This window comes from Paenibacillus sp. FSL K6-0276, from assembly GCF_037977235.1.
Taxonomy (GTDB): Bacteria; Bacillota; Bacilli; order Paenibacillales; family Paenibacillaceae; genus Paenibacillus_AQ.
Genome location: NZ_CP150276.1, coordinates 1647129 through 1673783 on the forward strand (window position 1 = coordinate 1647129; position 26655 = coordinate 1673783).

Consider the following 26655-nt stretch of genomic DNA (forward strand, 5'->3'; position numbering starts at 1 on the left):
GGGGAGCAACAAATGGGTGGAATATTACGGATTTATAGGAACGATTGGCGTAACGTATTCAAGGTTCCTGTGGCCGTGTTCCTGATCGCTGCTTTGGTGGTATTACCCTCTGTTTATGATTGGTTTAATGTTGCGGCGGTTTGGGACCCATACAGTAATACCTCGGGTATTAAAGTTGCTGTAACCAGTCTGGATGAAGGTACCACTGTGAAGGACAAGAGTTTCAACATCGGCAATGACGTCATGGAAAGTCTTCGGAATAATAAAAACTTAGGCTGGACCTTCGTAGATGCAGAAGCTGCGCACAATGGTGTGAAACGTGGAGACTACTATGCCAGTATTGTTATCCCTGCTGATTTCTCAAAGAGAATGACAGGAATCCTTGAAGGCAGGATCGTGAAACCGGAGATCGAATATACCGTCAATGAGAAGATAAATGCTATTGCTCCTAAAATCACAGGAAAAGGCGCCTCTTCAATCACTACACAGATCAGTGAGAATTTTACGAAAACGATTAGTGAGACGGTATTTACTACTTTAAAACAAATCGATAAAAAATTTCAATCCGAACTGCCTATTATTCGCAAGGTAGAACAAGGGTTATTTAAATTAGAGGCAAGTTTACCTAAGATCGAAAAGGCAGGCAAACATGTATTGCAAATTGAGAAGAATTGGCCGCAAATTCATGCATCGGCAGAGCGGATTTCTAAGCTGGAGAACAAGCTGCCTGAGGTTGAGAAGGTGGGTTCGGATTTAGAAAAAATAGCTGAGCATTGGCCTCAAATTGCCAATGCTACAGATCATTTAGTTGGGCTACAGGATATGCTGCCCAAGATTGAACAAGCAGCACAGCTAATCGTTCAACTCGATAATCATTTTGGAGAAGTTAAACAAATCATGGACAAGGCGTCTGGAGGTCTTTCGGAAGCGAATAAGGTTGTTAACGCTGCCCTAACTGCGCTACCTAAGGCCGACAAGATTGCAGCTGCTGGAAATGATTTTGTTCTGGAGCTTCAGCAGTTCTTAGAGAAGAGTAATGCTGCATTTGAAGCGGTACCTGCCGCCCTCAAACAAAATATATACCTGCTGCAAAAAACGGAGAATTCAGTAGTTCGGCTTGCTGAACAGTTGCAGGGAAAGGATATTGACCCGCAAGCGGTGCGCGAGCAACTTGAGTCAGTATCCGCTCAGCTGGTGTCGGGAAGTAGCGTGATTGATCATACGCTTTCTTTGTTATCGGCAATGAATACATTCTCGCCAGGAACAGTGCCTAATGCTGAGATTAGCACCTTGAAGGATGTAAACAATGCCTTGAGCAGACAGACTACCTTGGTAAATTCGTTGGCAACGGATCTACAAAATGATGGTCAGCCTGATCCGAGTAATGTTAAGCAATTGAGTCTTAAATCTGACGAAGGGAATGTAGCCATTGCGAAGCTTATTTCCGAATATGAAACGGCAACTATCCCTGCTGTAAAAAATACATTAGAGAAAATATCCACTGCTGCTATGACTACAGCCACTTCCCTGGAGCAGGTTCCAGATCGTCTAACTGCGCTTGGCAACCTTCTTGAAGAGACCATGGCAGCAATTGAGTTCGGACAACAAAGCTTAGCTACTCTACAGCAGGACTTACCAGCTATTCGTGAAGCGGTACATACAGCTGCTAGTGGCGTCGCAGATAAGACACAGAGCTTTGGTGCTTTTATTCGTGATACGCTTCCACTCATTCAGAGCAGCTTGCCTGCTGCAGGAGAAAAAATACAACAAGCCGCAAATTTCGTCCGTCAGGATCTGCCGGCTGTAGAGGAACGGGTTCATCAGATTTCTAATCTGATCCGTACAGGGCTTCCCCGTGCGGATAAGGGCGTAGCGGTTGCAGCGGATTTGGTGCGAAATGATCTTCCGATACTGGAAGACTCGATTCGTAAAGCAGCGTCCACCATTCGCCAGATCAAAGATGAGGTAAATCTGGGGGAGATTGCTGAGCTGCTCGGAGGGGATATTAAGAGCAAAAGTGATTTTTTGGCCAATCCGGTGGTGTTAAAGGAAAATCAATTATATCCTATTCCGAATTATGGTTCGGCGATGACTCCTTTTTATGTCGTACTCTCCTTATGGGTGGGCGGCACACTCCTTATCTCACTCCTCCGTACGGGTGTGGATACTGAAGGTATAGAGTACAAGAGGTATCAATTGTATTTTGGACGCCTGCTGACGTTTCTTACCGTTGGGATTCTTCAAGCACTGGTGGCTGTACTCGGTAATATCTTTATTCTGAAATGTTATGTAGTGGACAAGGTGTGGTTTGTTCTTTTTGCAGTATTGATCAGCATTGTGTTCGTGACGATTGTATTTACGCTTGTGTCTGTATTCGGCAACGTTGGAAAGGGGATAGCGATCGTATTCATGGTGCTTCAATTCTCAAGCTCTGGCGGTACGTTTCCAATCAGTACAACAGCACGTTTCTTTCAAATATTAAATCCGTTTATGCCATTTACCTATGCGATTAATCTGATGAGGGAGTCGGTAGGGGGGATTCTGCCGGAAGTGGCGATTCGCGATTGTTTTTATTTGATCCTATTCGGTGTAATAGCACTCTTACTGGCGTTAACTCTCAAGAAGCCGCTGGAGCGTTATATCGATAAGGCGGCTGAACAAGCCGAAGAATCCAAATTGATTTCCTGAGCAAAAAGCATAAAGGAGGAATTCTCTATCATCAGAGAATCCCTCCTTCTGCTAGTTATCTCATGATTATCTCGCTGGAGCGAAATCGGCTACTGGTTTTAGAATCTCTTCAATTCTCTCCAAAGTATCTGGGGACTGCACGGCTTCCACAGCTTTGGCGTTCTCTTCAACCTGTGCTGGCTTACTGGCTCCGATGATAATTGCGGAGCTTACGCCAGGCTGTCGTAGAGTCCAAGCTAAAGCTAGTTGCGACAGCTTCAAGTCAAGGCTGCCAGCTAGTTCACCTCCATGTGCTTGAAGAAACACAAGAAGTTCTTCCGCAAACGAAGCAGATTTTGTGTGAACCTTTTATTCTAAATACCGGAGCTCCAGCAGAACAATGGGGCGAATGGGAAGTCGGGATTACGCATTATCAGGGCGTTGTTAAGCAGCTTGCAGAGGAATTCAATGCTGTGTTTGTTCCTTTACAGGAAGCTTTCGATACAGCTACTCGTAGAGCAGATGCAGCCTACTGGCTTTGGGATGGCGTTCACCCGACAGCAGCCGGGCATGATCTGATTGCTAGGGAGTGGCTGAAGGTCGTAGAGAAGAGCGGTCTTTTAAGCAATTAAGGTGATAAAGATCTTTTTATCTATGTACCTACTGAGATTACTCTGCGGGTGCATAGATAAGAGATACATGATAGTTATTCAGAAATTCGATCCATTCCTCTGAAGGCTTCTGGTCCGTAACGATATAATCCACTCTATCAAAACTGAATAATTTGATGAACGCAGTCCTGTCGAATTTAGAGTGATCTGCGAGCAGAACAACTTTATTCGCCTGCTGTTGCATGAGAAGCTTTAGTTCACTTTCTTCTTCATTCGAATCGCTGAGCCCACCAGTCATGGACAACGCTTTACAGCTGAATATGGCCACATCCACATTGTATTTTTGAATGGTCTGCGAGGCGGTATACCCAACAAAGGAGCTAGTCTCGGGCCCTAGTATTCCACCAGTGGAGATTAGCTTTTGCCCGGAGTGTTGAAATTCGGATAATACAACCAGGGAGTTCGTAATAATCGTCAGATTGTTTTTCTCCTCTATAATTCTCCGCAAGGCCTCAAAAACCGTTGAACTCGTATCCGTCACCAAGCTGTCCCCATCATTGATTAATTGGAGAACATGATCGGCTATCGTTCGTTTGGCCTCAATATTAACCTGATGTCTGCTAACATAGGGAGGGTCCTCATTAGTATGTGCGTTAAGGATCGCTCCACCGTAATTTTTTTTTGCAAGTCCTTCCTTGTCCAGTTTATCCAGATCCCGCCGAATGGTCTCTTCTGAGACATTGAATTTTTGCGCCAGCTGAGCGACATGGACTTTCTTTTGTCTATAAAGCTCATTAATGATTAGATCCCGCCGTTCAAATGCTTTCATCCGTTCACTCACCTCTATCATCATCTACTCCCTAGTTTACTACATTGTTGTATAAATCAAAAAAAGTAACCTCATACTCACATAATACCACAGTATATCTTTATTAATACCACATAAAACCACATAAATCATCTATAAAAGTGTTGATTTATGTTGACTAAAGCGTTTCCATATCTTATGATGTAGGAGATATAGGTCCATTAACGATGATACTAAGATGATCTTGAGGAGGAACAGCAGTGATAGAAAACTATCCGAAAATAGGAATCCGCCCGACCATTGATGGCAGAAGAAGAGGGGTTCGCGAATCGCTAGAAGCTCAGACTATGGGTATGGCACAGCGGGTAGCTAAGTTTATTGAAGAGAACTTATTTTATCCGGATGGCCGATCAGTAGAGTGCATCATTGCCGATTCTACGATTGGTGGGGTTAAAGAAGCTGCTGCTGCAGCTCAGAAATTTGCTGGGGCTAATGTAGGCGTATCGATTACCGTGACTCCTTGCTGGTGTTATGGTTCTGAAACGATGGATATGGATGCCTCAATCCCGCATGCGGTTTGGGGATTTAACGGAACGGAACGCCCTGGCGCCGTATACCTAGCTGCTGTTCTCTCTGCTTATGCACAAAAAGGAATTCCGGCGTTTGGCATTTATGGTGAGGATGTTCAGGAGTCTAGCAGTGAGGAGATTCCAGCGGATGTGCAGACTAAATTGCTGCAGTTTGCCAAAGCTGGGTTGGCAGTTGCTCAAATGAGAGGGAAATCCTATTTATCTATGGGATCTGTTTCGATGGGGATTGCTGGATCGATTGTGAATGAACAGTTCTTCCAAGAGTATCTGGGCATGCGCAATGAATATATAGATATGTCTGAATATGTTCGGCGCTTTGAAGAAGAGATTTATGATAAAGAGGAATTTAAACGTGCACTCGCGTGGACCAAAGAAAATTGCCAAGTTGGTGCCGATAATAATCCACAGCATCTGCAAATTAGTGATGATGAGAAAGAGAAGCAGTGGGAGACTTGTGTGAAAATGACATTGATCGCCCGTGATCTGATGATCGGCAATCCTGCTCTCGCTGAGTTAGGCTTTGAGGAAGAAGCCAATGGCCATAATGCGATTGTTGCCGGCTTTCAAGGGCAACGTCAATGGACGGACCATTTCCCTAACGGCGATTTCATGGAGACGATTCTGAATTCCTCTTTTGACTGGAACGGCAAACGTACACCTTATATCGTAGCGACAGAGAATGATAGCCTGAACGGAGTAACGATGCTGTTCAATTATTTGCTTACGAATACTGCACAAATATTTGCGGATGTCCGAACCTTTTGGAGTCCAGATGCAGTTAAGCGAGTAACTGGACATCAATTGCAGGGTGAAGCAGCACACGGATTACTGCATTTGATCAACTCTGGTTCAGCTGCTCTTGATGGTACGGGTGAGCAGACAAAAGACGGTAAACCTGCGATTAAACCTTTTTGGGAAATTTCGGAGGATGAGGTAGAAGCTTGCTTGAGCCATTCACAATTCCGCCCGGCTTCTCAAGAATATTTCCGTGGGGGCGGCTTCTCTACAGATTATTTAACCAAAGGCGGGATGCCAGTTACCATGGCTCGTTTGAACTTGGTTAAAGGACTTGGACCTGTTCTTCAGCTTGTAGAAGGTCACACGGTAGAGCTGCCTGAAGATGTTCACCATACACTGGATCAAAGAACAGACCCGACTTGGCCAACGACCTGGTTTGCGCCTAAGCTAACCAATAGTGGTTCATTCCAATCAGTGTATGATGTCATGAATAATTGGGGTGCAAATCATGGGGCGATTAGTTATGGGCATATTGGTGCGGATTTGATTACGCTGGCGTCTATTCTGCGCATTCCGGTCAGCATGCATAACGTTGAGGAATCACGTATTTTTAGACCTCGGGTGTGGTCGTTATTTGGTACCGAAGATCTGGAGGGAGCAGATTACAGAGCATGTCAGAACTTTGGACCTCTCTACTAAAATCTTCCTGTGAAGCAGGTGTAGTGAACAATGGGTGATACGATTAAGCTACTAGCCATAGATCTCGGCGCCAGCTCCGGAAGAGTGATGCTGGGGATATATGATGGCGATAGGCTACAAATGGAAGAAATTCATCGGTTTGATAATACGCCGGTACAGATCAACGGGCATTTATATTGGGATACTCTGAGGCTCTTCCACGAAATGAAGCAAGGGGTTCAAAAAGCCTTCAGGCAACATGGAGAATTGACGTCTTTAAGTGTGGATACATGGGGGGTTGACTACGGGTTTATCGATAAAAGAGGAATGATGCTCTATTCCCCACATCATTACAGGGATCGGAGGATGGAGGCTCACCGTCTCAAATTGGAAGCGCTGCTGTCACCGGCAGAGCAATTCCGTATGAGCGGTCTTCAGCCAAGCGTGATTAATACAGTCTATCAGCTGTTCTCTGATTTTCAGGATAATGATTCTCTTATTGAAACCGCGGATACTATTTTAATGATGCCAGATCTATTTCATTATCTGTTTACGGGTATTAAAGCAGCAGAAAGCACGATCTGGAGTACAAGCGGCTTAATGGATGCTGTCACGGGAGAACTCTCCCCTGAATTATTTAGTAGGCTTGGGATTCCGAGTCGTCTAGTTCCACATCAGGTTCATGCGGGAACGGTTATTGGATCTATCCTACCGGTTATTCAAGAGGAGCTTAGTGTAGGCCCGATGAAAGTGATAGCCGGTGCTTCACATGACACGGCTTCAGCAGTAGCTTCGATTCCTTATACTCGTAAGGATGAAGCAGCATTTATAAGCTGTGGTACGTGGTCGTTGGTTGGTATGGAGACACCTGAGCCGGTCATTTCAGATAAGAGCTATGAGTATGGTTTCACCAATGAACGTTGCTACGGTAATTCTAATCGTTTGCTAAAAAACACAACGGGACTATGGATATTGCAGGAGCTCCAAAGGAATTGGGCGACAGCAGGAGAGTATCTTAGTCAAAGTGAAATGGTTGAACTGGCCAAGACGATTAATCAAGCACCAGCGATCATTGACCCGAATGACCAGCTCTTCAGCACACCTGGTGTGATGATGCAGCGGATTAAGGAATATTGTGAGCGAACGGGGCAACAGACCCCTAATACGAAAGCTGAGATTATACGCGTTATCCTCGAGAGCCTTGCGCTATCATACTGTAGAACGATTGACGAAATGGAAGAGATCACTGGCAAGACAATTACTATCATTCATATGGTTGGCGGTGGGATTCAAAATGAACTATTATGCCAGCTCACCGCTGATGCTACGGGTAGAGAAGTCGTTGCAGGGCCTGTGGAGGCCAGTGGAATTGGCAATATCATTGTCCAACTGGCCGCCCTGGGGAAAATGGAAGTTTCCGAGGGGAAAGAGTTTGTGGCACGATCTTTTACTTTTAAGACATACCAGCCTTCATTGGTGAAGAACTATAAAAAATAGGATACGAGGAGAGTACTTATGGATACTTTGGAACAAAAATTACGTTTGCAGATTTGTGATATCGGCAGAAATCTGTTTAATAAAGATTTTATCGCCGCCAATGATGGGAATATTTCAGCACGGTTATCAGAGAATGAAATTCTTACTACCCCTAGAGCGGTGAGCAAGGGATATTTAGAGCCTCATATGATTGTAAAAGTGAATCTACAAGGTGAAGTTCTTGAAGCAGCCGAAGGATACAGACCCTCAACGGAAACAAAAATGCATTTGAGAATTTATAATGAGCTACCCGAGATGAACGGTGTGGTTCATGCACATCCCCCATATGCCACTGCTTTTGCCATTAAAGGTGAGGCGCTCGATAAAATGATGATGCCAGAATCGGTTATTATGATCGGGGATATTCCATTAGCGGAATACGGAACACCTTCGACGGAAGAGATTCCGGATTCATTGATGCCCTTCCTTGGTAAAAAAACAGCAGTCCTGCTCGAAAATCACGGCGCGCTTACTTGGGGAACGGATGTTATGGAAGCCTACTTGAACATGGAGAGACTCGAATATACAGCGAAGATTACGTTCATTACCCGTATGATTGGCGGGGAGAGAGAGCTGCCACAGCATCGGATTGATGAGCTGGTTGCTTTGAGATCTTTTTATGGGAAATAATGAGGTGCTTGGATGTTAAAAAAAATTCCTAAGTTATTATCTCCGGAACTGGTACGTGTGATGATGGAAATGGGTCATGGGGATGAACTTGTATTGGCGGATGCTAATTATCCAGGACACTCCTTGAACTCAAAAGTACTAAGATATGATGGCATTGGGATACCTGATCTATTGGATGCAATATTGGAACTGCTGCCACTTGATCATTATGTGGAACATCAGGTGGCGTTTATGGCTGTGGTTGAGGGAGATCCTACCGTGCCGGTTATCTGGTCCACATACGAGTCGATTATCGCCAAACATGACGCTGAAGCGACGATTAAATATGAGGAGCGGTTTGATTTCTACAATCGTTCTAAGCAAAGTTATGCTGTTGTAGTTACTGGTGAAGAAGCGCTCTATGGAAATATAATCATCAAAAAAGGTGTAATCAAGGCCTGATGATCAGCGATTCTGCTTGCGGTATTGTAGAGGTGAGCACTTCGCGATTTGCTTAAACACCCGCCCAAAGTGGGCGATGCTGTCAAAACCAGTTTCTTCGGCGATACTCGTAACTTTAACGTTCGTATTCCGAAGTAGACGCTGGGCTTCCTTGATACGAATATAATTTAGATATTCAACGATGGTAAACCCAGTTGTCTGTTTGAATAAACGACAAAGATAGGTACTGCTGATGAAAAAAGTTTCGGATAGCTGCTCTAATGTAAGCTTTTCCGCGTAATGTGCCTGCAAATAATCGATAATTTCGTAGACTTTAAGCTGCTTCTCACTGCTCTCAGGAGCGATGGGCTCGCGGCTTATTTCTTGTACTCTGTTCATCTCAATAAATAATTGGATAAGCAGTGTCTGAAGATAGGGGATTTGCTGTGATCGCTGTTCTTCTTGTTCTTTTAGCATGGAGAAAAGGATATATTCGATGGCTCCTTGTTCATGTACTCCTGGACGCAGAAGCAAGCTTTGTGTAGTTAAGAAAGGAAAACTCAGTTCATAGTTCGCCAACGTTTTTTGCAGAAAGACTTCCTCAAAGTTAATCAATATTCGCTCATGGCGTGCTGAGCCCTTAGAAGTAGTACGGTGGAGTTCGTTCTTATTTATAAATATCAAATCACCTTTGCGCAAGGTGTAAATCAGATTGTTGATGTAATAGCTGCGTTCACCCGCGAGTAAATAATAAATCTCATAAGTGTCGTGATAATGGTCGGAATCCATGTTGAATGGGCCGGTCCTTTTTATTTGCTCAATGATAAATGGAGGTTGAAGTTCCTGTTCCATTCTATATTTGCCCCTTTCGAAGATTAGGATAATATATGCAAAGTTTTCGCTATTTCTGCTAAGAATTGCTTAGATTCAGATGTATTTTATACTATAAACTATAGGGAGAAACTGCATTTAAATCAATAGCGATGGAGTGATCCTTGTGTCGAACAAGAAATATGTATTCGTAGGTACAGGTGGCCGAGCGGAGTTCTTTTATGGAGAGATAACTACAAATTATCGTGAAACTTCGGAAATCGTAGGCTTCTGTGATGTGAATGGTGCAAGAATGGATTATGCGAACCGATTGTTGGAAGGAAAATATCAGTATCATGCGGTTCCTACTTATAAGGCCCACGAGTTCGATCGTATGATTGAAGAGACTAAGCCAGATGTGGTTATAGTTACGAGTATTGACCGCACACATCATCGTTACATTATCCGGGCGATGGAACTTGGATGTGATGTAATCTCGGAGAAACCGATGACCATAGATGAAGAGAAATGTCAGGAAATTCTTGAGGCGATTGAGCGAACGGGGAAAAAGCTGCGCGTTACGTTTAATTACCGTTATGCCCCGCATAATACCAAAATCCGTGAACTGATCATGGATGGGGCTATCGGAGAAGTGTTATCCGTTAACTTTGAGTGGCTGTTAAATACACAGCATGGAGCGGATTACTTCCGCAGGTGGCACCGCGATAAACGCAACAGCGGAGGTCTATTAGTCCATAAATCAACCCATCATTTCGATTTGATGAATTTCTGGCTTGGTTCGCGTCCGGATACAATCTATGCAATGGGGGATCTTCGGTTCTATGGCAGAGAAAATGCGGAGAAGCGTGGGGCGACTGAGTTTTATCAACGTGCCCATGGTAGTGGAGCGGCGGAGAATGATCCTTTTGCCCTTCATCTAAAAGACAACGAGCAGCTTAAGCAGATGTATCTGGACGCCGAGCATGAAGATGGGTACCTGCGTGATCAAAGTGTATTCGGTGATAATATCAGCATTGAGGATACGATGGCAGTAATGGTCAAATACAAAAACAAGACGATTATGAACTATTCACTCAATGCTTACTTGCCTTGGGAAGGCTTCACTGTAGTATTTAATGGGACAAAGGGACGGATGGAAGTTAAGGTCGTTGAACAGTCCTATGTAAATGCCGGAGGGAACAAAGAGGATGAAGGGGCACTAAAGGACAAGCAGATCACTGTATACCCCCATTTTGCGCCTCCATATGAAGTGGAGATTGAAGAGGGCGTTGGGGGACATGGTGGCGGAGATCCGGTCATGCTGCGTGATATTTTTGAACGACCCGTGGAGGATCGGTTTAATCGTGCAGCTTCCCATGTGGATGGGGCTTTGTCAATTATGACCGGGATTGCGGCTAATCGTTCGATAGCTACTGGACTTCCGGTGAAGGTAGATCAGTTAATTAAATTCTAGAAGGAAAAGGCTCAAAACCAAAATAAGTAGTTCCCCGTTTGTGAACAAGCCGCTACGGGTTCGAAGGGTTCTTATGATCGCTGTTAAAGTCCTATTTCTGGATTGAAAAAAAATTAGCGGTTAAAATAGGACTTTAAAGGCGACCACTGGCGTTTCTCCAGAATCCCGGAGGGCCCTCCGCTCTGTCCGCACGTTAAGTTAACTAAAGGCTGCCTCCAAAGTCATCGTCGATGACTAAGAGACAGCCTTATTTATTTTAGCTAAAGTAATTATTGTTTTACGACAGTAAAGCCATCTTTTTGCAATTGGGTCACGATACCATCATCACCTAGCATGTGTAGCGCTCCAACGATGACTAAGTAAGTCGCCTTCTTATCACTGTTCAAAAACTCTTTAACATGCTTCACCATGTTGGCGTTCCGATCAGAAACCAACCCTTTGTAGTATTCTGGCTCCTTAGCGACCCCTTGTGTCATAGCTACGAGTGATTGTTCATCCCCCTGCATCCACATTTGGGATAATGCATCCAGCGAAGCTGTTGCGGAAGTATTGTTCGTTTGATTGAGGCTATCGAGTGTATCGACAAGAAGCTTCTCTTGCAAACCGTCTGAGAATTGATCGAACATATTCAGCTGCAATTGCATATTTTCCAGTTCAATAACAGGTTTGTTCAGTTTGCCTGCTTTCTGTGTGAAATATAGGTCGATTCCGGTATCCGGTGTATAATCTGTTGTTTGCATTTGCAGGCTTGAGATGCCTTGAGTAACGACCCATGGCTTATAGGAATCGAATGCATCTCCTGCAAGACCATTCGCTTTCAGAAGCGCAACAACTTTGTTATAGGTATCAGCGGATACGTGATCCTTGAGCTTGGTTCCATCTGTATAGGAGCCTTTCTCCGAAAGGAACTTTTGAATCTCAGTTTGATCAACCTTGGATAAGTCAACTTCGACGCCAAGATATTGAGACGCCTCAAAGGCAGCTTCAATTTCCGGGCGCAGCGGGTACATTTTGTCGTTAGCCACATGGATAGAACCAAGCAGATAGACGATGTTGCCGTTGTTCTCCACTTTCCATAAGAATCCGGTGCTGCCTGCAGCCTGCTTATTGGCAACAAAGATGATGGTGCGGAGCGCCGCACTCCATTCCACTTTATAGCCGATCGTTTCTCCGATAAAGCGGACAGGAACATAGGTGACATTGTTGATGGTTTTAGGTGCCACCTCTAGTTTTTTCTTCTCCCCGTTTACCGTTGCTGTTGTGCTGCCGATAGTTAGTGAGAGGGCCAGTCCATTTTTGGTACCCGTTACGGTTTGGGTCTTTTTATTCCAATTAATATTTACATTAAGCGTCTCTAGGAGTGGACGCATAGGAACCAAGGTAGTTCCTTTTTCTACAACTGGGTTAGCATTGCCTAACTTTACTTCGGTTCCATCAATCCATACACCGACAGGCTTTTCAGCAGCATGCGCAGTGGTAAAGACTGACATAACCATGAAAATGGATAAAAATAATGCACCTAGCTTTTTCATTAATAGGACACTCCGTTTCTAAAAAGAATGAAAGATGTAAGTCACTCTCTGATTTTAACGTATTTTCCCATAAACAGTTATACGTTTTGTTACTATATTGATTTAATTCCTATCGTTGTGGCAACGGGATTGATCGATGGTGTTCGGGCAGGTCACGGATTTTATCATGTCTCGATCGGGGAGAGGCATTCTCAATCTAGCGGATTATGCGATCAACATCGGGATGATCCTGCTCGTCTTATATATGACAGTGAGATTCGTGAACAAGCGGGTCTGTCACACGCATTGAGAAATTATTCTCTTATCTTTATAGATTCCTTAGAAGTTCCTGTTACGATGTCTCTGCATGGTAAGAGAACGACATAATAACGGATTTCAAAGGAGGAGAACATTCAACATGCAAGCAACGAAACGATTAACAGGTATCATTTCCCTGGGCCTAGCATTTTCACTATTACTATCGCCAGTGAGCGCCTCGGCGACCGCGCAGAAAAATACGGGGTCGAAGGAGAATATTCAAGAGATTAAATCTTTGACGTCATCGGACTATAAAGATTTAGCGTTTCTGAAGCCGATCTTGAAAGATAAGACGGTCGTTAGCCTTGGCGAGAACTTTCACCGTGTCGCAGAATACAGCAGCATGAAGACAAGGTTGATCAAATATTTACACGAAGAGCTGGATTTTGACGTGATTGCATTTGAGTCGGGCCTTGGGGATTCCTTCATGACGTATGAGAATGCAGGAACATGGACATCGCAACAAATGATGGAGCGTTCAATTTTTCCCATCTGGCATTCCAAGGAGACGCTGAATTTATTCGATTACATCAAGAAGAAGCAAGGGACGAACGATCCCTTATATCTAGCAGGTTATGACATGCAGTTCACATCAGGGTACTTAACGCAATTTATTGCCGGATGGATTGCCAAGGTAGACAAGGATCAGGGCGAGAATTATTTCAACTTCGAAATGCAAGCGATGACGGATTTCTATAAGGTGCTCAACCAATATGGCATGGACGATAGTCATCCGGAGGCGAAAGCAGAAATCAAGAAGGTGAAGGATGCGTACGAACCGAAATACAAGGCGTTGATCCAGTTCATCCAAGAGAACAAAGAACAACTTGCAGCCGCCTACCCTGCGGACCCGCGGATGGTGGATATCGCTGTCAAGACGTTGGCGGATCGGGTCAAATTCATCGAGATGGGGATGTACGATACGAAGGAAAGCTATGAATTCCGTGATCGGATCATGGCTGACAACGTGGAGTGGTTAATGAAGGTGATGTATCCCGGCAAAAAAGTGATTTTATGGGCGCATAACGATCATCTGGCGAAGAATACGTCCAAAATCGAAACGAAAGAACAAGGGAAATGGATCAACAGCTTTACAAGTATGGGAGAATTGCTGCATAAGAAGCTAAAGGATAAGGTCTACGTGATGGGTCTGTACATGAACAGCGGTAAGGCGAGCACGATTACGACACAGAAGATATTCGATATTCAGCCGATGCCGAAGGGGAGTCTGGAACAGCTGATGATGCAGAGCGGTTATAAGATTGCGTTTGCAGATCTATCCAAGCACAAGTCTCCGAACAAAAATAATGCTTGGATGTTCAAGCCGATCTATGCATCCGAGGATGGCATGACGTCCGAGATCATTATGCCGATGTCGATGCGATTCATTCCAAAAGAGCAATATGACGGGATCATCGTCTTCGATAAAGTCAAAGAACCGACAACGAAGCTCTAACTCGGTTATACCTGAAAATTTAATTGTTCCCCTGTCGTGAACACCGTGTGTGCCGCTGCAGGGGGATTTTTGGCGCACAAGAAGGTACAATGAGAGGATAAAGCTGCTAGATTGATAGACGCGAAAGGAAATTCAAGAGATGAGAGAAAAGATATTAATCGCCGATGATGAGCGAGAAATCGTCGAATTTATGCGCGATGCGCTTCAGGATGATGGGTATGAGGTATCAGTGGCTTTTGACGGCAAGGAAGTGTTCGATCGACTGGGAGAGACGCCCGACTTAATCATCCTGGATATTATGATGCCGCATCTCGATGGGCTCGAAGTATGCCAAGCGATACGTGACCGGGTCTCGTGTCCGATTCTGTTCTTAAGCGCGCGCTCCAATGAAGCGGATCGGATCCAAGGACTCGCCGTCGGTGGCGATGACTATATCGTGAAGCCTTTTAGCATGCAAGAATTGAAGGCGAGAATAAGAGCGCATCTTCGTCGGGAGCAGCGGAGCCATCTTGATCATCAGCCGAAGCTGCTGCACCATGGCGATCTCACGATAGATCTGGACAGCCAGCAGGTATTCTACCAGAACCTCCCGATTCCGCTGACCAGCCGGGAGTTCGAATTGTTCCGGCTTCTCTTCATGCATCCGAATCAAGTATTCTCGCGGGAACAAATCTATGAGAAGATCTGGGGATTCGATGCGGAGGGAGAAGCAGCCACAATCACCGAACATATCAAAAATATCCGGGCGAAGCTGGCGTGCGCAGCACCGGAGAAGACCTTTGTTACAACGGTATGGGGGGTAGGGTACAGATTCGAAAGGAAGTAAAGGCAAGTCGAAAACCGCTGCGCAGACAGTTTATGGGCGCATTTACACTCGTTCTTTTCTATAGCTTCATCGGCTCGATGCTGGTATGGGGCAGTACGCTTTATGTTTTGATTAATCAAACGGACAAGAGCATTCTACCAGCCAATTATTATGAGCAGCAAATTCCCCGGATTCTAGGTTATGTAGATCAGCAAAAAGACGCCTTATTATCTCCTTCGATGCAGAATGCGTTGGAACATGTTATTCTGACGAAAGGCATGCAGTATCAAATCGTGAATCTGAAGGGGCAAATCGTCTACGGCTGGAAGGGGCAGACCTTCGTCAACAGCCCGGAGGATGTGCTAAGCAAGCTGAACCGCAGCGAGAAACAGGGCGGGAAATATATCAATTACCACCCGATCCTTGATTCGCAGAAAAAATTAAAGGGGATGCTGGTGCTGCGATACAGTTTAAGTGTATCCTCCAACAACCCTGGAAACGGGCTGCTCGTTATGCTTATTTTGTGCAGTTTGATCGCACCGTTCTTCTTCATCGTCTTGTTCTCTTTTATTTTCGCGAGAAAATTGGGTAAACGGCTCGAACCGTCGATCACACGGATCATCGGGGGAGCTAGACGAATCCAGCAGAATGACCTGAATTTCTCCGTCGCAGGAGCAGGTGGGTCGAAGGAGCTGATCGAGCTCTCCGATGCCTTCGAAGAGATGCGGATCGCGCTGGAGCAATCCTTGAAGTGGGAGTGGAAGCTGGAGCAGGAGAGACGCGACATGATCTCTGCGATTGCTCATGATTTGCGGACGCCGCTGACGATCATTCAAGGTCATGTAGATAATTTAATCGAGAGCGGTGCACGCCGTCCCGAACGGCTGGAGAAGTACTTGTTAACCATTCAGAACAGTACGCAGCGTGCGGACAAAATGCTGACGGAATTGCTGTTCCTGAATAAAATCGACACGCCTGATTTTGTCCTCCAGTATACGAGAGCGGATTTACTCGCCTTCTGTGAGCGGAAAAAAGATGAATACGCATTGTTATGCCGTGAGAAGTGGATTGCTTTTGACTTCTCTTATGTGAATAGGCGATGCGACCAAGAACAGCAGTTTCTTCTGGATACATCACGGTTGGAGCAAGTATTCGATAACGTGATTACCAATAGCTTACGATTTACGCCAGCGGAGGGAAGGATCGAGTGGACGGTCATCGTAGAGGAGACGCAGATTACCTTTGACATGAAGGATACGGGGAAGGGGTTCAGCGCTCTTGATTTGCGGCGGATGTTCGATAAATTCTACTCGGGCGATCCATCTAGATCTCTAGACAAAGGTCATTCCGGGCTTGGATTGTATACAGCACAGTTGCTCATTGCAAAGCACGGAGGGCGTATCGAAGCAGGAAACCGTGTCGAAGGCGGCGCACGGGTGATCATTACGGTGCCATGTAAAAAAGCCTGAAGAAACTCATCATACGAGTCTTCAGGCTTTTTGCTGCAATAATTCGATAAATTTATGGAACGCGCTTGTCTTGAAATGATCCCGTCGATAGATGAACTGTACGGTCACATGGCGGTAATGTTCGGGAAGGGGATGGACCTGCACCGAGCCTTCCATTTCCTTGCGACGAATGACAGATCGAGAGACGATGGTTGTGCCGAGGCCTGCAGCTACGCCGCCGAGAATCGCCTCCAAAGTTCCGAATTCCATGATCTCGGGTACAGGGAGCCCTTCCTCCCGCAACCAACTCTCCATCGTACCGCGATGATAACAACCCACGCTGAAGAATAGCATGGGCTCCATCAGCACATCGCTAAGTTTGTTAGCGCCTAGCTCGGAGATGAGGACAAGCTCCTCGGGGAAGACCGGGATTGGTTCCAGCTCGGCATGGGGCAAGGGTCCGTTCACGAAGGCTCCATCCAGTTCATAGCGAAGGACCTTCTCAATCAGATCATTCGTATTCGAGCTAAGAAGCGATAGCTTCACATCCGGGTATTGCCTGCGGTAGTTCAGCATCAGGGGAGGCAAATGGACGGCGGCTGCCGTCGTAATGGAACCCAACTTCAGCGAGACGGTCGGAATATCGTTGTCTAACATTTGTTTATGTGCCACATCGAGCAGTGATAGAATTCTGTCAGCGTGGCCCAGCAAGGTCTGGCCAGCTGTTGTTAAGATCATCCCGCGCTTGCTCCAATGGAATAAGGACGTATTCATAAACGTATGAATCTATTTGTATAATGATTACTCCAATTGTAGTGACGTTTCATTTCTACTACGTTTGTAAATAATGGGGAAGGAGAGGTAGGGGATTAAGTGATGCAAGCGCATATGGATATTGTGTTTCGAACTTTAGTTGCTATGATCATGCTACTGCTGATAGCTAAAATATTGGGTAAACAAACGATTTCTAGTTTGACGTTTCTCGATTTCGTGACAGGCATTATATTGGGATCGCTTGCGGCGAACCTGGCATTTAATAAAGATCTGAAATCGTCATATATGATCGTGGCACTCATTGTTATAGCCGCTACATCTTTTCTGCTATCTGTCATCGCTATAAAGAGTCGCAGAATGAGAAGCTGGATATCGGGTTCACCTACGGTGCTTATAGAAAACGGAAAAATTCTGGATGGGAATATGAAAAAGGTAAGGTATTCGCTGGATTCCTTGGATCAGGCACTGAGGGAGAAAGAAATTTTTAATCTAGAGGTAGTGGAATATGCTGTGCTAGAAGATAACGGAATGGTATCTGTCTTAAAGAAACAAGAGTACCAATATGTTACCAGAAAAGATCTGAAGCTTCTTTCCGTACCCCAGAGCTTTCCCGTTGAATTAATTATGGATGGCATACTTATTGAAGACAATCTTGAGAATAATGGGCTGACCAAGGAATGGCTGGAAAACGAATTAAGACGTAAGGGGAAACGCATCTCCGACGTATTTTACGGGGTAAGAGGAACGCAGCATCAGCTCGTTTTTGATTATTATGAAGACGGGATAAGAAAACCTATTGATAAAGAATAGCATTCATTCATATTGGAGATTGACGGATCGCTGAGCACCGCTCCATAATGTTTGTATAATTATTAATTAGTTAATATATACACAAATGTTGAAGGGCGGTATTTATTCATGGCAGAGCGGCAATTCTTAACACAGACATTCGCAAAGGTACGATAAACAAAAATATTTACGGACATTTCTCTGAGCATCTAGGACGTTGTATTTATGAAGGGATTTAGGTCGGAGAGGATTGACCGATTCCTAACACTAACGGTATTCGTAATGATGTTGTGAAAGCGCTTAAAGAAATTCAAATTCCAGTGCTTCGCTGGCCGGGTGGATGTTTCGCGGATGAATATCATTGGAAAGATGGTATTGGAGATCGCGAAGTTCGTAAACGTATGATCAATACGCACTGGGCCGGCACGGTTGAGGACAACCATTTTGGTACGCATGAATTTATGGAATTATGTGAGATGCTGGAATGTGAACCTTATATCAACGGTAATGTGGGAAGTGGTACGGTTCAAGAGATGTCCGAATGGGTGGAGTATTTAACCTTTGGTGGTGTATCACCGATGTCTGAGCTTCGCCAGCAGAACGGCTATCAAGAGCCTTGGTCTGTGACTTATTTTGGCGTCGGTAATGAGAACTGGGGCTGCGGTGGGAATATGCGTCCAGAATATTATGCAGATCTTTATCGCCAATATCAGACGTATGTTCGTAATTATGGGGACCCTTCATTTAAGGTGAAAAAAGGTAAAATAAGAGCCGCATTCGACTCTCCTGTGGGAGGTGAATGCGGCTTTATTCATGAAATATAAGAAAGTATAAGTTTCACGCTATAGTTTAGGTCTTATATTTTTCAAGAAACGGTTATCGTCTTTAAAAGACGATAACGTCGTTTCTTCTTAGGTATCTGTGTAGAACAGCTCAACGATTAGATCGTCATTATAGTTGCCAAAGCCTTTGCCAAAAAGGGTAATCCCGCCAATATGCTCGGAATCATCATCGACGGAAAGCTTGAAAGTCCATTGCTTGTTGCGGATGTTCACTTGATCCAGCGTAACGTCGGACAGTTTCAAACCATCCATAAATGTACCTTTAGGTGTAATGCGCAGCTGTTTAAGTAGGCCGTATTGGTTCGTGAGTGCTGGCCACCAAGCCGGCGTGTATTTGCCACGTCTATCTCCGTAGTCACCGGGACTTGTCCAGAATCCAAGCTGCACTCCGTTCAGTGTGAAAGTGATATCCGAGGGCCAATTATTATTAATGGAAGGCGCTTCGGAAGCAATTTCCATTGTAATGATTAGCTCCTCTGGCTGTTGACTGGAGAGAAGGAAGTTAGGGATTTTATATTCGATATATCCTTTACCGAACCAAAGAATGCCAGCATTCATACGCTCGAGATCCCAGAAATAGCGTGGATCATCAAAGCTACCAATCACTTGCTCTGTAGTTGCAAGACCGCAGGTAGGCTCGATCAGGAAGTCGGAATAATGTCCCACAGGAATTTCCTTGCGGTAGCTTTTGCGCTCATTGATTTGTCTGCCTGGAAAGGTGATTTCTGCACTTTCAGCAGCTAGTGTACAGATCTTTTGCAAACCACTTCGTCCAGGCGCCATATGTGTCTGGATAAGTCCTGCAGCTTCCAGCTTGCGCACATGCATAGTCATAATGGCGCTGCTCAAATTTACTGCCCCGGCCAATTCCTTGACATTCATAGGCTTCTCGGCAAGCAAACGCAACAGGTGTAGACGTACTGAGCTGGCTAAAGCTTCGTAGACGGGAAGGGATTCCTCCGACAGGTCAAGTTTCATAGATGGCCTCCAATTTAAATTTATAGGCTACTCGATTAAGGGATTTATTAATAACAAAGATTGAATTATCGTTTATTCAAGACGTATAGTTAATGATTATATTATTTAAATGCTTATTTTACAATACGAAGGTGAGAGATTTTCTGAACGGTCAATCACATCGAGAGAGGTGTTCGAGAAAAAAAGAACGAAGCCTAAGGCTTCGCTCTCTTTCTAAATCATGATTCTATTAATTTACATTCGAGAAGCCCTCACCAGAGAATTGCTCACCTCCGTCGAGGTAGACCTTCACGGTACCATTGTTGACCGTAAACGCTGCATGTGTCCATTTATTTTCTGGAATCTTCATAGCGGAAATAGCGTCATATCATGCCTCACCGGACCATAGAAGCGTTTTACCCCCGCCGTTCTGTGGAACGAAGCTAATCCAGTTGTTTATCGAAGCAGCACCAAAGAAAGTTGTCGTTGCATCAGTAAGCTGCTCAAGGTTTAACCACATAGATACTGTATAAGTATTGCTGTCAATTAATCCATTAGGTAACCGGGTACCGGAAACACCGTTAAATACTGCGGCTTGATCGGCGACACGGTTGCCGTATGTGATGTTGCCTACTGTTGGAGCATCCCTTTTTTTATAATGGAAGATCACGTCGTCTGAACAGCGCTACCCCTAAGGCAAAAGCGAGGATACCGATCAACAGTAACCAACTGGAGACCTGGATCACCTCCACGTTTCCTTGAACGATTTTACCGGGCTGATAGAAGGAGAATAGGGTCAGATAACGTAACCCCTCTAGCTTATCGCTTATTTTACCGAGCAGATCCAGAGTAAAGAATCCGAAAGTGATGGCGCCGGAAATTCCAAGCGATTTTTTCTCATCATTACATACTGAGGATACGAGAAAGGCAATTCCCCCAACCGAAAAAAACAATAAAAAGGCCACGGTATTCAGCTGAGTAAATCGGCCGATGTTAAATTCATATTCACTGCCCAGGAACCATGCTTTACCTAAGAATCCGGCTAGTGTGGTTACAGTCATAATCAGAAATAAAGCTGTTATGAGTACAAGCGCCTGCGTGGTGGCTACTTTTCTACGCGTTGTTGGTGCTATTAGTAAGTATGCCATTGATCCGCGATCCACGAGCCGAGCCATGAGTTGCGTTGACATTTGTACACACACGATAGATAGAATCAGTACCAGAATAAGTCCGTAATATTCTCCTGAGATAAAAGCTTCAGCACTGGTGAATCCGCTGTTCAACCCAAAGGCTCTACCCACGCCTTCCGGCATAGCTTTAATGAGGTCATCAATCGCTTGTGTGCTCCCTGCAATCCCCGGATAAAGCCAGATCATAAACAGAATATAGAAGGCAGAACCGAAGGCATAATTCATAATCCCTTTCAGGTTCACTCTCATCATTTCCTTATAGAGCGGAAGATTCATTGTACGGCCCCCTCACGGTCATAATAGTCCATGAAAATGTCCTCTAGATTCTGCGTGAACACATCCATGCTGCGGATATTATATTTTCCGGTTTCCTGGATGAATCGATCGTAATTGCCCTGAACGGCAATGCGGACCATATTCCCTTCACGAGCTTCCACTTGCAGGCCGGAGGCGGCAAAATGTTCTGCATCTGCACTATTTGCGAAAACAACCTCAAACAGCTTCCGTTGCATCGATTGTAGTTCATGGATATCTTTTACAGTGATGATACGTCCGTCTTTAATGATCGCTGCACGGTCACAGGTGCGTTCAATTTCTTGAAAGCTGTGAGAGGACATTAGAAAGGTGGTTCCGGCTGATTTTTCCTCCAAAACGAGATCTATAAATACCTTTTGCATAAGTGGGTCGAGACCCGAGGTGGGCTCATCCAGAATAATGACTTCAGGATTATGCATGAAAGCTGCGACAATGCCAACTTTTTGCTTCATTCCCTTTGACATTTTGCGGATCGGTGTTGCGGCATCAAATTGCAGTCGTTCAATCAGGCGGTCACGTTTGGTAGTGTTCTTCATCCCTTGCATGCCAGACATGAATTTAAGAAAGGAAATGCCTGTCATCCCGTCAAAAAAATTGATTTCACCGGGTAGATAGCCGATATGCTTCTGGACCGTGCCCTGTGCTTTCCATACATCAAGTCCATGAATGCTCGCATAACCTTGGTCCGGTATCATAAATCCCATGATATGTCTTATGGTCGTTGATTTACCTGCACCGTTAGGCCCCAGAAATCCAAACACCTCGCCTTTATTTACGGTAAACGTTACATCTTCGATTCCTTTGCCATTCGAAAAACGTTTGGTTAAGCCTTCAACTACAAGCATGCCGCCACCCCCGCTGCAAAATAATGAACTATTATTAATTGGATATTTCATATGTTATATTATTCCTAGTGATTAACGAAGTCAATGAAATTATGAAATAATTGATTGTAAATATTTCATTAAGTTAAGGGTGGATAGCATGAACGGATTTGAGAAAAGAGCAGCTCAGATAAAACTCAAAATTATGAAGACTACCATGGATATGCTCAAGAACTGGGAGCCCAAACGCCTCAGGATCGTAGACATTGCGAAAGAAGCAGGAGTCTCGCAGGTGACGATTTATAATTATTTTGGCAGCAAGGAAGCACTGCTTAGTGAGTCCTTTAAGGATTTTGTAGAGAAGGCCATTCGCGAATTTGAAGATTACATTAATGGAGAGCATTCTCTAAAAGAGATTATTGAATACATTATGACTATGGAAAGAGAAACCTACAGTTCATTGTCTCCCACGACTGTGAAGGAGCTTATGGTTGAGGACCAGGAAATGTTTCGTTATATTGAAGAACGGTATGCGAACGACGTTTTACCGCTGATGATCAAGATGGTGGAGGATGGCAAAGCGCGAGGAGAAATCTCAAATAAAGTGTCCACCAAAGGGATTCTTTCATTTATAGGAATGTACATGCGAAGTTCGGAGGAAATGCTAGATGAAGCCAGCAAACAAGAAGATATAGATGCCTTCTTGGAGGAAGCCATCCATCTCTTCTTCTATGGCATTTGCGGGCGGGAGCAGGAGTAGCACGAGCTATTAGAGCCTGGTCCCTAATTCATCATGGGAAAAGCGGATTTCCCGTCATCCCTACCCACAGCTCGGATTGTTCAAGCTGTGCTGCGAGCTGTAGCAGTAAATCTTCCCGGCCTTTCGCAGCCATTACCTGTACACCTATCGGCAGGCCTTCTGGTGACATATGGACGGGAACACTCATTGCCGGTTGGCCCGTTAGATTCGCGAGCTGAGTGAACGGTGTATAGGTTAGGCTTGGCTCAAACATATCATAAATCATTCGTTGCTGCTCCTCTTTCGGCAATTCACTTACATGTAATAGATTCGCTATCTCTTCAGATTTATGAGTTAACTCGCCAATTTTGGGAGCAGAGTCTGCATTAGTTGGCGTGATATATAGATCGTATCGATTAAGCAGACCTGCCATTTGAGCGGCTGCAATATCCCATTCATCCAAACTATGCACAAATTCAGCCGCAGAGACTTTTCTTCCGGCTTCCCCGAGGACCCAAGTGACGATATCTACTTCACTGGCAGTAATGGAACGTCCCATCATTTTTTCCAGCGATACGAACATCGCTGCCACTTCCCCAGTATTCATCGTATAGTAATTCTCCATCAGCCTTACACCATTAACTGGACTCAGCTTTTCTTCAACTTCATAACCCTCAGCTTCGAGCCATCGTACAGTCTTGAGTACAGCAATTACTGCTTCATTAATTACTGGAGTGCCTACTGGGGAAGCCGTTGTGAATGCTATGCGTAGTTTTCGCTGTGCAGGCTTGAATAGATCGTCCAGATAGACGCCCGGATATAGGGGGGTCTGAAAAGCAGCCTCTGGCTGCACGACCTGTAGTAGATCCAGCATAGCGGCACTATCGCGTACGGACCTCGTCAACGCAAAATCAATAGAAGCACCTTGCCATTGACGGCCTACACCTGGTCCTACTGGGGTACGTCCACGGGTTGGCTTCAGCCCGAACAAGCCAGTGAACGAGGCAGGGATGCGGATCGAGCCGCCGCCATCACTGGCTCCCGCTGCCGGAACAATACCAGAAGCCACCGCCGCAGCTGCGCCACCACTCGAACCACCAGGGGAATATTCGGGATTCCACGGATTACGTGCTGGGCCGTGGAGGACGTTCTCGGTAATATTTTTGAGGCCGAATTCTGGGGTATTCGTATGTCCAAGCGGAATAAAACCGCCGCTTCTGATTCGTGCTACGTAGTTCGAGTCGCGTCTAGCAATATTGTCTTTCATTAGCAAGGCACCCGAAGTAAGAGGTTCTCCAGCGATAGCTTGGGAGATATCCTTGAGCAGAAAAGGAACGCCCGCAAATGGGCGAGAGCTATCTTGAGCAGGCATCTCGTCAGCTTCCCTAAGGGCAGCTTCTCTACGAGTGCGTACGACCGCATTAAGGACTGGATTGACTTCATCGAGCCGAGCGAAGGCGGCTTCGACAAGCTCACGAGGTGAGACTTCGCGTGCTTTGACAAGCGCAGCTAGTCCTAAAGCGTCATATGTAGAATAAGAAAAGGACATGATAGATAACCTCTTTCGAATAGGAATGAATAGCCTGTCTCTTTTGTATTATACATCTAGCTAGTAATTTTCTGAAAATGGATACCTGACATCTATCGATTCTTTTTTATGCCTGATTAGGCTATACTAAGTGTTAAATGATCTTATGGGGTGTGCTGATGAAAGAAGATAAATATCAGAATGTTGATGGTCTAATGGAAGCATTCCAGCAATTTGCGAAGATGAACTGGCGAAAAACTACGATGTGGGGATTGAAGCCAAGCGAGGTGCGAATGCTGGTTTCTTTAAAGCTTTGCATTGAACGTGAAGGGAAGAAGGGACAGACGGTCTCGGATATTAGCAAGAATCTTAAAGTTACTTCTCCTACGGTTACACAAATGGTCAATAGCCTAATTGTACAAGGATATGTAGTTCGTACTGCCGATGCACAGGATCGGAGAATTAGTGAAATCACGCTTACTGAAAAAGGAGAGCATCTGGCTGAAATGGCTGTTGCGAAATCCCGAAAAACCTTTAAAGGAATGATTGATTATCTGGGCAAGGAGCAAACCGATACATTAATGGAGCTGTTAAACGGAGTTTACGATTATTTCGAAGAATTGAACGAACAGCAAAGTGAATCCTAATCCTTCATATAAAAAAAGAGGTGTCGCACAGCCTAAGCTGTTTACGGACATCTCTAATGGAAGGTTATTTGTGATTAATGTGTAGCAGGTACAGACTTTTCAAGGTTTTTGCTTCCGCTTTTTCCCTCTGCGGTTACCTCCATTTTTTTCTCACCACTACGTAACGGAATCTCTTTAAGGAACACTACAAGCAGTGCTGCGATAAGTAGCAGCGCCGTACCGCTTAAGAATACAACCGTCAGGGAATCGCTTAGTGCGTTCCGCAGCATCTCTATTAATTGATTGAAGAGCGGCCATAGCAATGTTGCTCATAAAGGCCATTATGATCATGGCTGCAACCATAAATGGCATACCAATCAGGGCATAACGTTTGTATTTACCTGATTTGGAGATCCATCTTCCCACAAGCGTACTAAGTACAATCATTGCAAGTGACATCGGCATATTAATAAATCCGGAGTTGGTTGGGGAGACGCCTTCTACACCTTGGACAAAGAACGGTAGATAGATCATTGCGCCCATCATACCGGCATTCATCAGGAAGCCGACAATCATTGAGATGGTTACGATGGAATTCTTAAATAAGGATAATGGTAATACTGGGCTTTTAGCTTTTCGTTCAATCAGAATCAAAATGATGACTCCCAGAATAGATGCCCCGAACAAGCTGAGAATTTCTGGAGAACCCCAGTCATATTTTGTTCCCGCCCATGAAAATCCGAGCAAGAGTGCAACAATGGTAAGGGAAAGGAAAATGGAGCCTAAATAGTCGATGGATTCAGAGGTGGAGCGTGCAGTTTTAGGGAACATTCTCCAAATCATAAAGAAAGCCACGATACCGAAAGGTAGGAAGATCCAGAAGATCCATTTCCAGGCCATGTGATCCACCATGAAGCCGCCAAGGGTAGGACCAATTACGCTAGAGAAACCAAATATGGCCATCATAATTCCAGTCCACTTGGCTCTCTCTCTAGGAGCGAACAAATCACCTACAGCGGTTACGGTAGCCGACATTAAAATCCCGCCGCCTAGACCTTGAATCCCGCGATAAGTGATCATTTGAAAAATATTGGTCGACAATCCGGACAGGAAAGCCCCTATAATAAAAATAATGATCCCTGCTAAGAGGAATGGCTTTCTCCCATAAATATCGGATAATTTACCGACAAGTACGGTAGCGATTGTAGAGGTGAGCATATAGATGGTGATTACCCAGGTATAATGTTCAATTCCTCCAAGCATCGCAATAATTCGGGGCATTGCAGTGCCCACAATCGTCTGGTTGATTGCTGCGAAAAACATAGCCGCCATTAAAGCAATCATAATTGTAACTTTCTTTTTCTGAGTGAGATGCTCCAGAGCTATTCCTCTCCTTTAACTTCTATATATTGTAGTTTGGGAATTCACGTCTTAATAATTAGGTAGCCAAACTATCATTTATGTATAATACACAAATCCATCGTTTATCACAATAGTTTAATTATTAAATTTTTATCTAATAAGAATGTGATTTGGACTTGATTTTTTGGAAATAGGTAAGTAATCTAATT

The 26655-nt window shown here is 44.7% G+C and carries 24 protein-coding genes and 3 pseudogenes; 15 read left to right on the forward strand and 12 right to left on the reverse strand.

Features of this window, described 5'->3' with window-relative positions; genetic code table 11:
• The first annotated feature begins 12 nt into the window (after window positions 1-12).
• On the forward strand, window positions 13-2688 hold the full coding sequence (locus MHH52_RS07540; protein ID WP_340007665.1) for a YhgE/Pip domain-containing protein: 2676 nt from the start codon (window positions 13-15) through the stop codon (window positions 2686-2688).
• A gap of 66 nt (window positions 2689-2754) precedes the next feature.
• Here MHH52_RS07540 and MHH52_RS07545 read toward each other — a convergent pair.
• Window positions 2755-2967: pseudogene (locus tag MHH52_RS07545) on the reverse strand (aldo/keto reductase); the annotation flags it as partial.
• Window positions 2968-2978: 11 nt separating this feature from the next.
• On the opposite strand from MHH52_RS07545, the gene MHH52_RS07550 reads away from it, so the two are divergent.
• A complete protein-coding gene (locus MHH52_RS07550) occupies window positions 2979-3299 on the forward strand; it encodes a GDSL-type esterase/lipase family protein (protein ID WP_340007667.1) in 321 nt (106 codons plus the stop codon).
• A gap of 37 nt (window positions 3300-3336) precedes the next feature.
• Here MHH52_RS07550 and MHH52_RS07555 read toward each other — a convergent pair whose 3' ends face one another.
• Complete coding sequence (locus MHH52_RS07555) at window positions 3337-4107, reverse strand: DeoR/GlpR family DNA-binding transcription regulator (protein WP_340007668.1); 771 nt, start codon at window positions 4105-4107, stop codon at window positions 3337-3339.
• 239 nt (window positions 4108-4346) lie between these two features.
• On the opposite strand from MHH52_RS07555, the gene MHH52_RS07560 reads away from it, so the two are divergent.
• Genes MHH52_RS07560 through fucU form a run of 4 tightly spaced genes read left to right on the forward strand, consistent with a single transcriptional unit; the run spans window position 4347 to window position 8699 of the window.
• Window positions 4347-6113, forward strand: a complete 1767-nt coding sequence (locus tag MHH52_RS07560) for an L-fucose isomerase (protein WP_340007669.1) — start codon at window positions 4347-4349, stop codon at window positions 6111-6113.
• Between the two features lie 30 nt (window positions 6114-6143).
• Window positions 6144-7589 carry a rhamnulokinase family protein gene (locus MHH52_RS07565; RefSeq protein WP_340007670.1) on the forward strand — a complete coding sequence of 482 codons (1446 nt, stop codon included), beginning with the start codon at window positions 6144-6146 and terminating at the stop codon, window positions 7587-7589.
• Between the two features lie 18 nt (window positions 7590-7607).
• Entirely contained in the window at window positions 7608-8258 is a 651-nt protein-coding gene (locus MHH52_RS07570; protein WP_313638908.1) for a class II aldolase/adducin family protein, read from the forward strand.
• Between the two features lie 12 nt (window positions 8259-8270).
• Window positions 8271-8699: an L-fucose mutarotase gene (gene fucU, locus MHH52_RS07575; protein ID WP_076284304.1), complete on the forward strand. Its 429-nt coding sequence runs from the start codon at window positions 8271-8273 to the stop codon at window positions 8697-8699.
• 3 nt (window positions 8700-8702) lie between these two features.
• On the opposite strand, the gene MHH52_RS07580 is transcribed toward fucU, so the two are convergent.
• Window positions 8703-9530, reverse strand: a complete 828-nt coding sequence (locus MHH52_RS07580) for an AraC family transcriptional regulator (protein ID WP_313638907.1) — start codon at window positions 9528-9530, stop codon at window positions 8703-8705.
• 145 nt (window positions 9531-9675) lie between these two features.
• Here MHH52_RS07580 and MHH52_RS07585 point away from each other — a divergent pair, with 145 nt between their 5' ends.
• Window positions 9676-10962: a Gfo/Idh/MocA family oxidoreductase gene (locus MHH52_RS07585; protein ID WP_340007672.1), complete on the forward strand. Its 1287-nt coding sequence runs from the start codon at window positions 9676-9678 to the stop codon at window positions 10960-10962.
• Between the two features lie 269 nt (window positions 10963-11231).
• On the opposite strand, the gene MHH52_RS07590 is transcribed toward MHH52_RS07585, so the two are convergent.
• Window positions 11232-12494 (reverse strand): TraB/GumN family protein, encoded by a 1263-nt coding sequence (locus MHH52_RS07590; RefSeq protein WP_340007674.1) that lies wholly within the window; start codon window positions 12492-12494, stop codon window positions 11232-11234.
• Between the two features lie 166 nt (window positions 12495-12660).
• On the opposite strand from MHH52_RS07590, the gene MHH52_RS07595 reads away from it, so the two are divergent.
• From MHH52_RS07595 to MHH52_RS07610, 4 genes are all read left to right on the forward strand, one after another.
• A complete protein-coding gene (locus MHH52_RS07595) occupies window positions 12661-12783 on the forward strand; it encodes a hypothetical protein (RefSeq protein ID WP_340007675.1) in 123 nt (40 codons plus the stop codon).
• A 108-nt stretch (window positions 12784-12891) separates the two neighbouring features.
• On the forward strand, window positions 12892-14247 hold the full coding sequence (locus tag MHH52_RS07600) for an erythromycin esterase family protein (RefSeq protein ID WP_340007677.1): 1356 nt from the start codon (window positions 12892-12894) through the stop codon (window positions 14245-14247).
• A gap of 139 nt (window positions 14248-14386) precedes the next feature.
• On the forward strand, window positions 14387-15073 hold the full coding sequence (locus MHH52_RS07605) for a response regulator transcription factor (protein WP_313638902.1): 687 nt from the start codon (window positions 14387-14389) through the stop codon (window positions 15071-15073).
• On the forward strand, window positions 15040-16521 hold the full coding sequence (locus MHH52_RS07610) for a HAMP domain-containing sensor histidine kinase (RefSeq protein ID WP_340007679.1): 1482 nt from the start codon (window positions 15040-15042) through the stop codon (window positions 16519-16521). The genes MHH52_RS07605 and MHH52_RS07610 overlap by 34 nt, the downstream gene beginning before the upstream one ends.
• 21 nt (window positions 16522-16542) lie before the next feature.
• On the opposite strand, the gene MHH52_RS07615 is transcribed toward MHH52_RS07610, so the two are convergent.
• Window positions 16543-17274 carry a LysR substrate-binding domain-containing protein gene (locus tag MHH52_RS07615; protein ID WP_340007681.1) on the reverse strand — a complete coding sequence of 244 codons (732 nt, stop codon included), beginning with the start codon at window positions 17272-17274 and terminating at the stop codon, window positions 16543-16545.
• A 102-nt stretch (window positions 17275-17376) separates the two neighbouring features.
• On the opposite strand from MHH52_RS07615, the gene MHH52_RS07620 reads away from it, so the two are divergent.
• Together MHH52_RS07620 and MHH52_RS07625 are read left to right on the forward strand one after the other, a co-directional pair.
• Window positions 17377-18084 carry a DUF421 domain-containing protein gene (locus MHH52_RS07620; RefSeq protein WP_313638898.1) on the forward strand — a complete coding sequence of 236 codons (708 nt, stop codon included), beginning with the start codon at window positions 17377-17379 and terminating at the stop codon, window positions 18082-18084.
• Between the two features lie 104 nt (window positions 18085-18188).
• Window positions 18189-18800, forward strand: a pseudogene (locus tag MHH52_RS07625) (alpha-N-arabinofuranosidase); the annotation flags it as partial.
• Between the two features lie 174 nt (window positions 18801-18974).
• Here MHH52_RS07625 and MHH52_RS07630 read toward each other — a convergent pair.
• The 5 genes from MHH52_RS07630 to MHH52_RS07650 all read right to left on the reverse strand — a co-directional run bounded on the left by MHH52_RS07630 (window position 18975) and on the right by MHH52_RS07650 (window position 22212).
• Window positions 18975-19883: an ArsR family transcriptional regulator gene (locus tag MHH52_RS07630; RefSeq protein WP_340007683.1), complete on the reverse strand. Its 909-nt coding sequence runs from the start codon at window positions 19881-19883 to the stop codon at window positions 18975-18977.
• A 229-nt stretch (window positions 19884-20112) separates the two neighbouring features.
• Window positions 20113-20241 carry a LamG-like jellyroll fold domain-containing protein gene (locus MHH52_RS07635; protein ID WP_340009533.1) on the reverse strand — a complete coding sequence of 43 codons (129 nt, stop codon included), beginning with the start codon at window positions 20239-20241 and terminating at the stop codon, window positions 20113-20115.
• A 9-nt stretch (window positions 20242-20250) separates the two neighbouring features.
• The gene (locus MHH52_RS07640) at window positions 20251-20532 is read right to left on the reverse strand and encodes a hypothetical protein (RefSeq protein WP_340007686.1); all 282 of its coding nucleotides are present in this window, start codon (window positions 20530-20532) and stop codon (window positions 20251-20253) included.
• Complete coding sequence (locus tag MHH52_RS07645; RefSeq protein WP_340007689.1) at window positions 20516-21328, reverse strand: ABC transporter permease subunit; 813 nt, start codon at window positions 21326-21328, stop codon at window positions 20516-20518. The genes MHH52_RS07640 and MHH52_RS07645 overlap by 17 nt, the downstream gene beginning before the upstream one ends.
• Window positions 21325-22212: an ABC transporter ATP-binding protein gene (locus MHH52_RS07650; RefSeq protein WP_340009535.1), complete on the reverse strand. Its 888-nt coding sequence runs from the start codon at window positions 22210-22212 to the stop codon at window positions 21325-21327. Before MHH52_RS07650 ends, MHH52_RS07645 begins: the two co-directional genes overlap by 4 nt.
• Window positions 22213-22396: 184 nt before the next feature.
• Between MHH52_RS07650 and MHH52_RS07655 the strand changes: the two genes are divergently transcribed.
• A complete protein-coding gene (locus MHH52_RS07655; protein ID WP_340007691.1) occupies window positions 22397-22951 on the forward strand; it encodes a TetR/AcrR family transcriptional regulator in 555 nt (184 codons plus the stop codon).
• Between the two features lie 31 nt (window positions 22952-22982).
• Here the strand turns inward: MHH52_RS07655 and MHH52_RS07660 are convergent, their stop codons facing one another.
• Entirely contained in the window at window positions 22983-24479 is a 1497-nt protein-coding gene (locus MHH52_RS07660) for an amidase (protein ID WP_340007693.1), read from the reverse strand.
• A 137-nt stretch (window positions 24480-24616) separates the two neighbouring features.
• Between MHH52_RS07660 and MHH52_RS07665 the strand changes: the two genes are divergently transcribed.
• Window positions 24617-25105, forward strand: a complete 489-nt coding sequence (locus tag MHH52_RS07665; protein WP_340007695.1) for a MarR family transcriptional regulator — start codon at window positions 24617-24619, stop codon at window positions 25103-25105.
• 74 nt (window positions 25106-25179) lie between these two features.
• On the opposite strand, the pseudogene MHH52_RS07670 reads toward MHH52_RS07665, so the two are convergent.
• A pseudogene (locus MHH52_RS07670) lies at window positions 25180-26464 on the reverse strand (MFS transporter).
• Between the last annotated feature and the right edge of the window lie 191 nt (window positions 26465-26655).

Bases quoted from the DNA above. Each gene is read 5' to 3' on its own strand.
- MHH52_RS07650 (WP_340009535.1), bottom strand. From the start codon at position 22,212: ATGCTTGTAGTTGAAGGCTTAACCAAACGTTTTTCGAATGGCAAAGGA.
- MHH52_RS07630 (WP_340007683.1), bottom strand. From the start codon at position 19,883: ATGAAACTTGACCTGTCGGAGGAATCCCTTCCCGTCTACGAAGCTTTA.
- MHH52_RS07540 (WP_340007665.1), top strand. From the start codon at position 13: ATGGGTGGAATATTACGGATTTATAGGAACGATTGGCGTAACGTATTC.
- MHH52_RS07595 (WP_340007675.1), top strand. From the start codon at position 12,661: ATGTCTCGATCGGGGAGAGGCATTCTCAATCTAGCGGATTATGCGATC.
- fucU (WP_076284304.1), top strand. From the start codon at position 8,271: ATGTTAAAAAAAATTCCTAAGTTATTATCTCCGGAACTGGTACGTGTG.
- MHH52_RS07600 (WP_340007677.1), top strand. From the start codon at position 12,892: ATGCAAGCAACGAAACGATTAACAGGTATCATTTCCCTGGGCCTAGCA.
- MHH52_RS07615 (WP_340007681.1), bottom strand. From the start codon at position 17,274: ATGAATACGTCCTTATTCCATTGGAGCAAGCGCGGGATGATCTTAACA.
- MHH52_RS07570 (WP_313638908.1), top strand. From the start codon at position 7,608: ATGGATACTTTGGAACAAAAATTACGTTTGCAGATTTGTGATATCGGC.
- MHH52_RS07610 (WP_340007679.1), top strand. From the start codon at position 15,040: ATGGGGGGTAGGGTACAGATTCGAAAGGAAGTAAAGGCAAGTCGAAAA.
- MHH52_RS07655 (WP_340007691.1), top strand. From the start codon at position 22,397: ATGAAGACTACCATGGATATGCTCAAGAACTGGGAGCCCAAACGCCTC.
- MHH52_RS07590 (WP_340007674.1), bottom strand. From the start codon at position 12,494: ATGAAAAAGCTAGGTGCATTATTTTTATCCATTTTCATGGTTATGTCA.
- MHH52_RS07605 (WP_313638902.1), top strand. From the start codon at position 14,387: ATGAGAGAAAAGATATTAATCGCCGATGATGAGCGAGAAATCGTCGAA.
- MHH52_RS07660 (WP_340007693.1), bottom strand. From the start codon at position 24,479: ATGTCCTTTTCTTATTCTACATATGACGCTTTAGGACTAGCTGCGCTT.
- MHH52_RS07555 (WP_340007668.1), bottom strand. From the start codon at position 4,107: ATGAAAGCATTTGAACGGCGGGATCTAATCATTAATGAGCTTTATAGA.
- MHH52_RS07565 (WP_340007670.1), top strand. From the start codon at position 6,144: ATGGGTGATACGATTAAGCTACTAGCCATAGATCTCGGCGCCAGCTCC.
- MHH52_RS07580 (WP_313638907.1), bottom strand. From the start codon at position 9,530: ATGGAACAGGAACTTCAACCTCCATTTATCATTGAGCAAATAAAAAGG.
- MHH52_RS07665 (WP_340007695.1), top strand. From the start codon at position 24,617: ATGATCTTATGGGGTGTGCTGATGAAAGAAGATAAATATCAGAATGTT.
- MHH52_RS07620 (WP_313638898.1), top strand. From the start codon at position 17,377: ATGCAAGCGCATATGGATATTGTGTTTCGAACTTTAGTTGCTATGATC.
- MHH52_RS07645 (WP_340007689.1), bottom strand. From the start codon at position 21,328: ATGAATCTTCCGCTCTATAAGGAAATGATGAGAGTGAACCTGAAAGGG.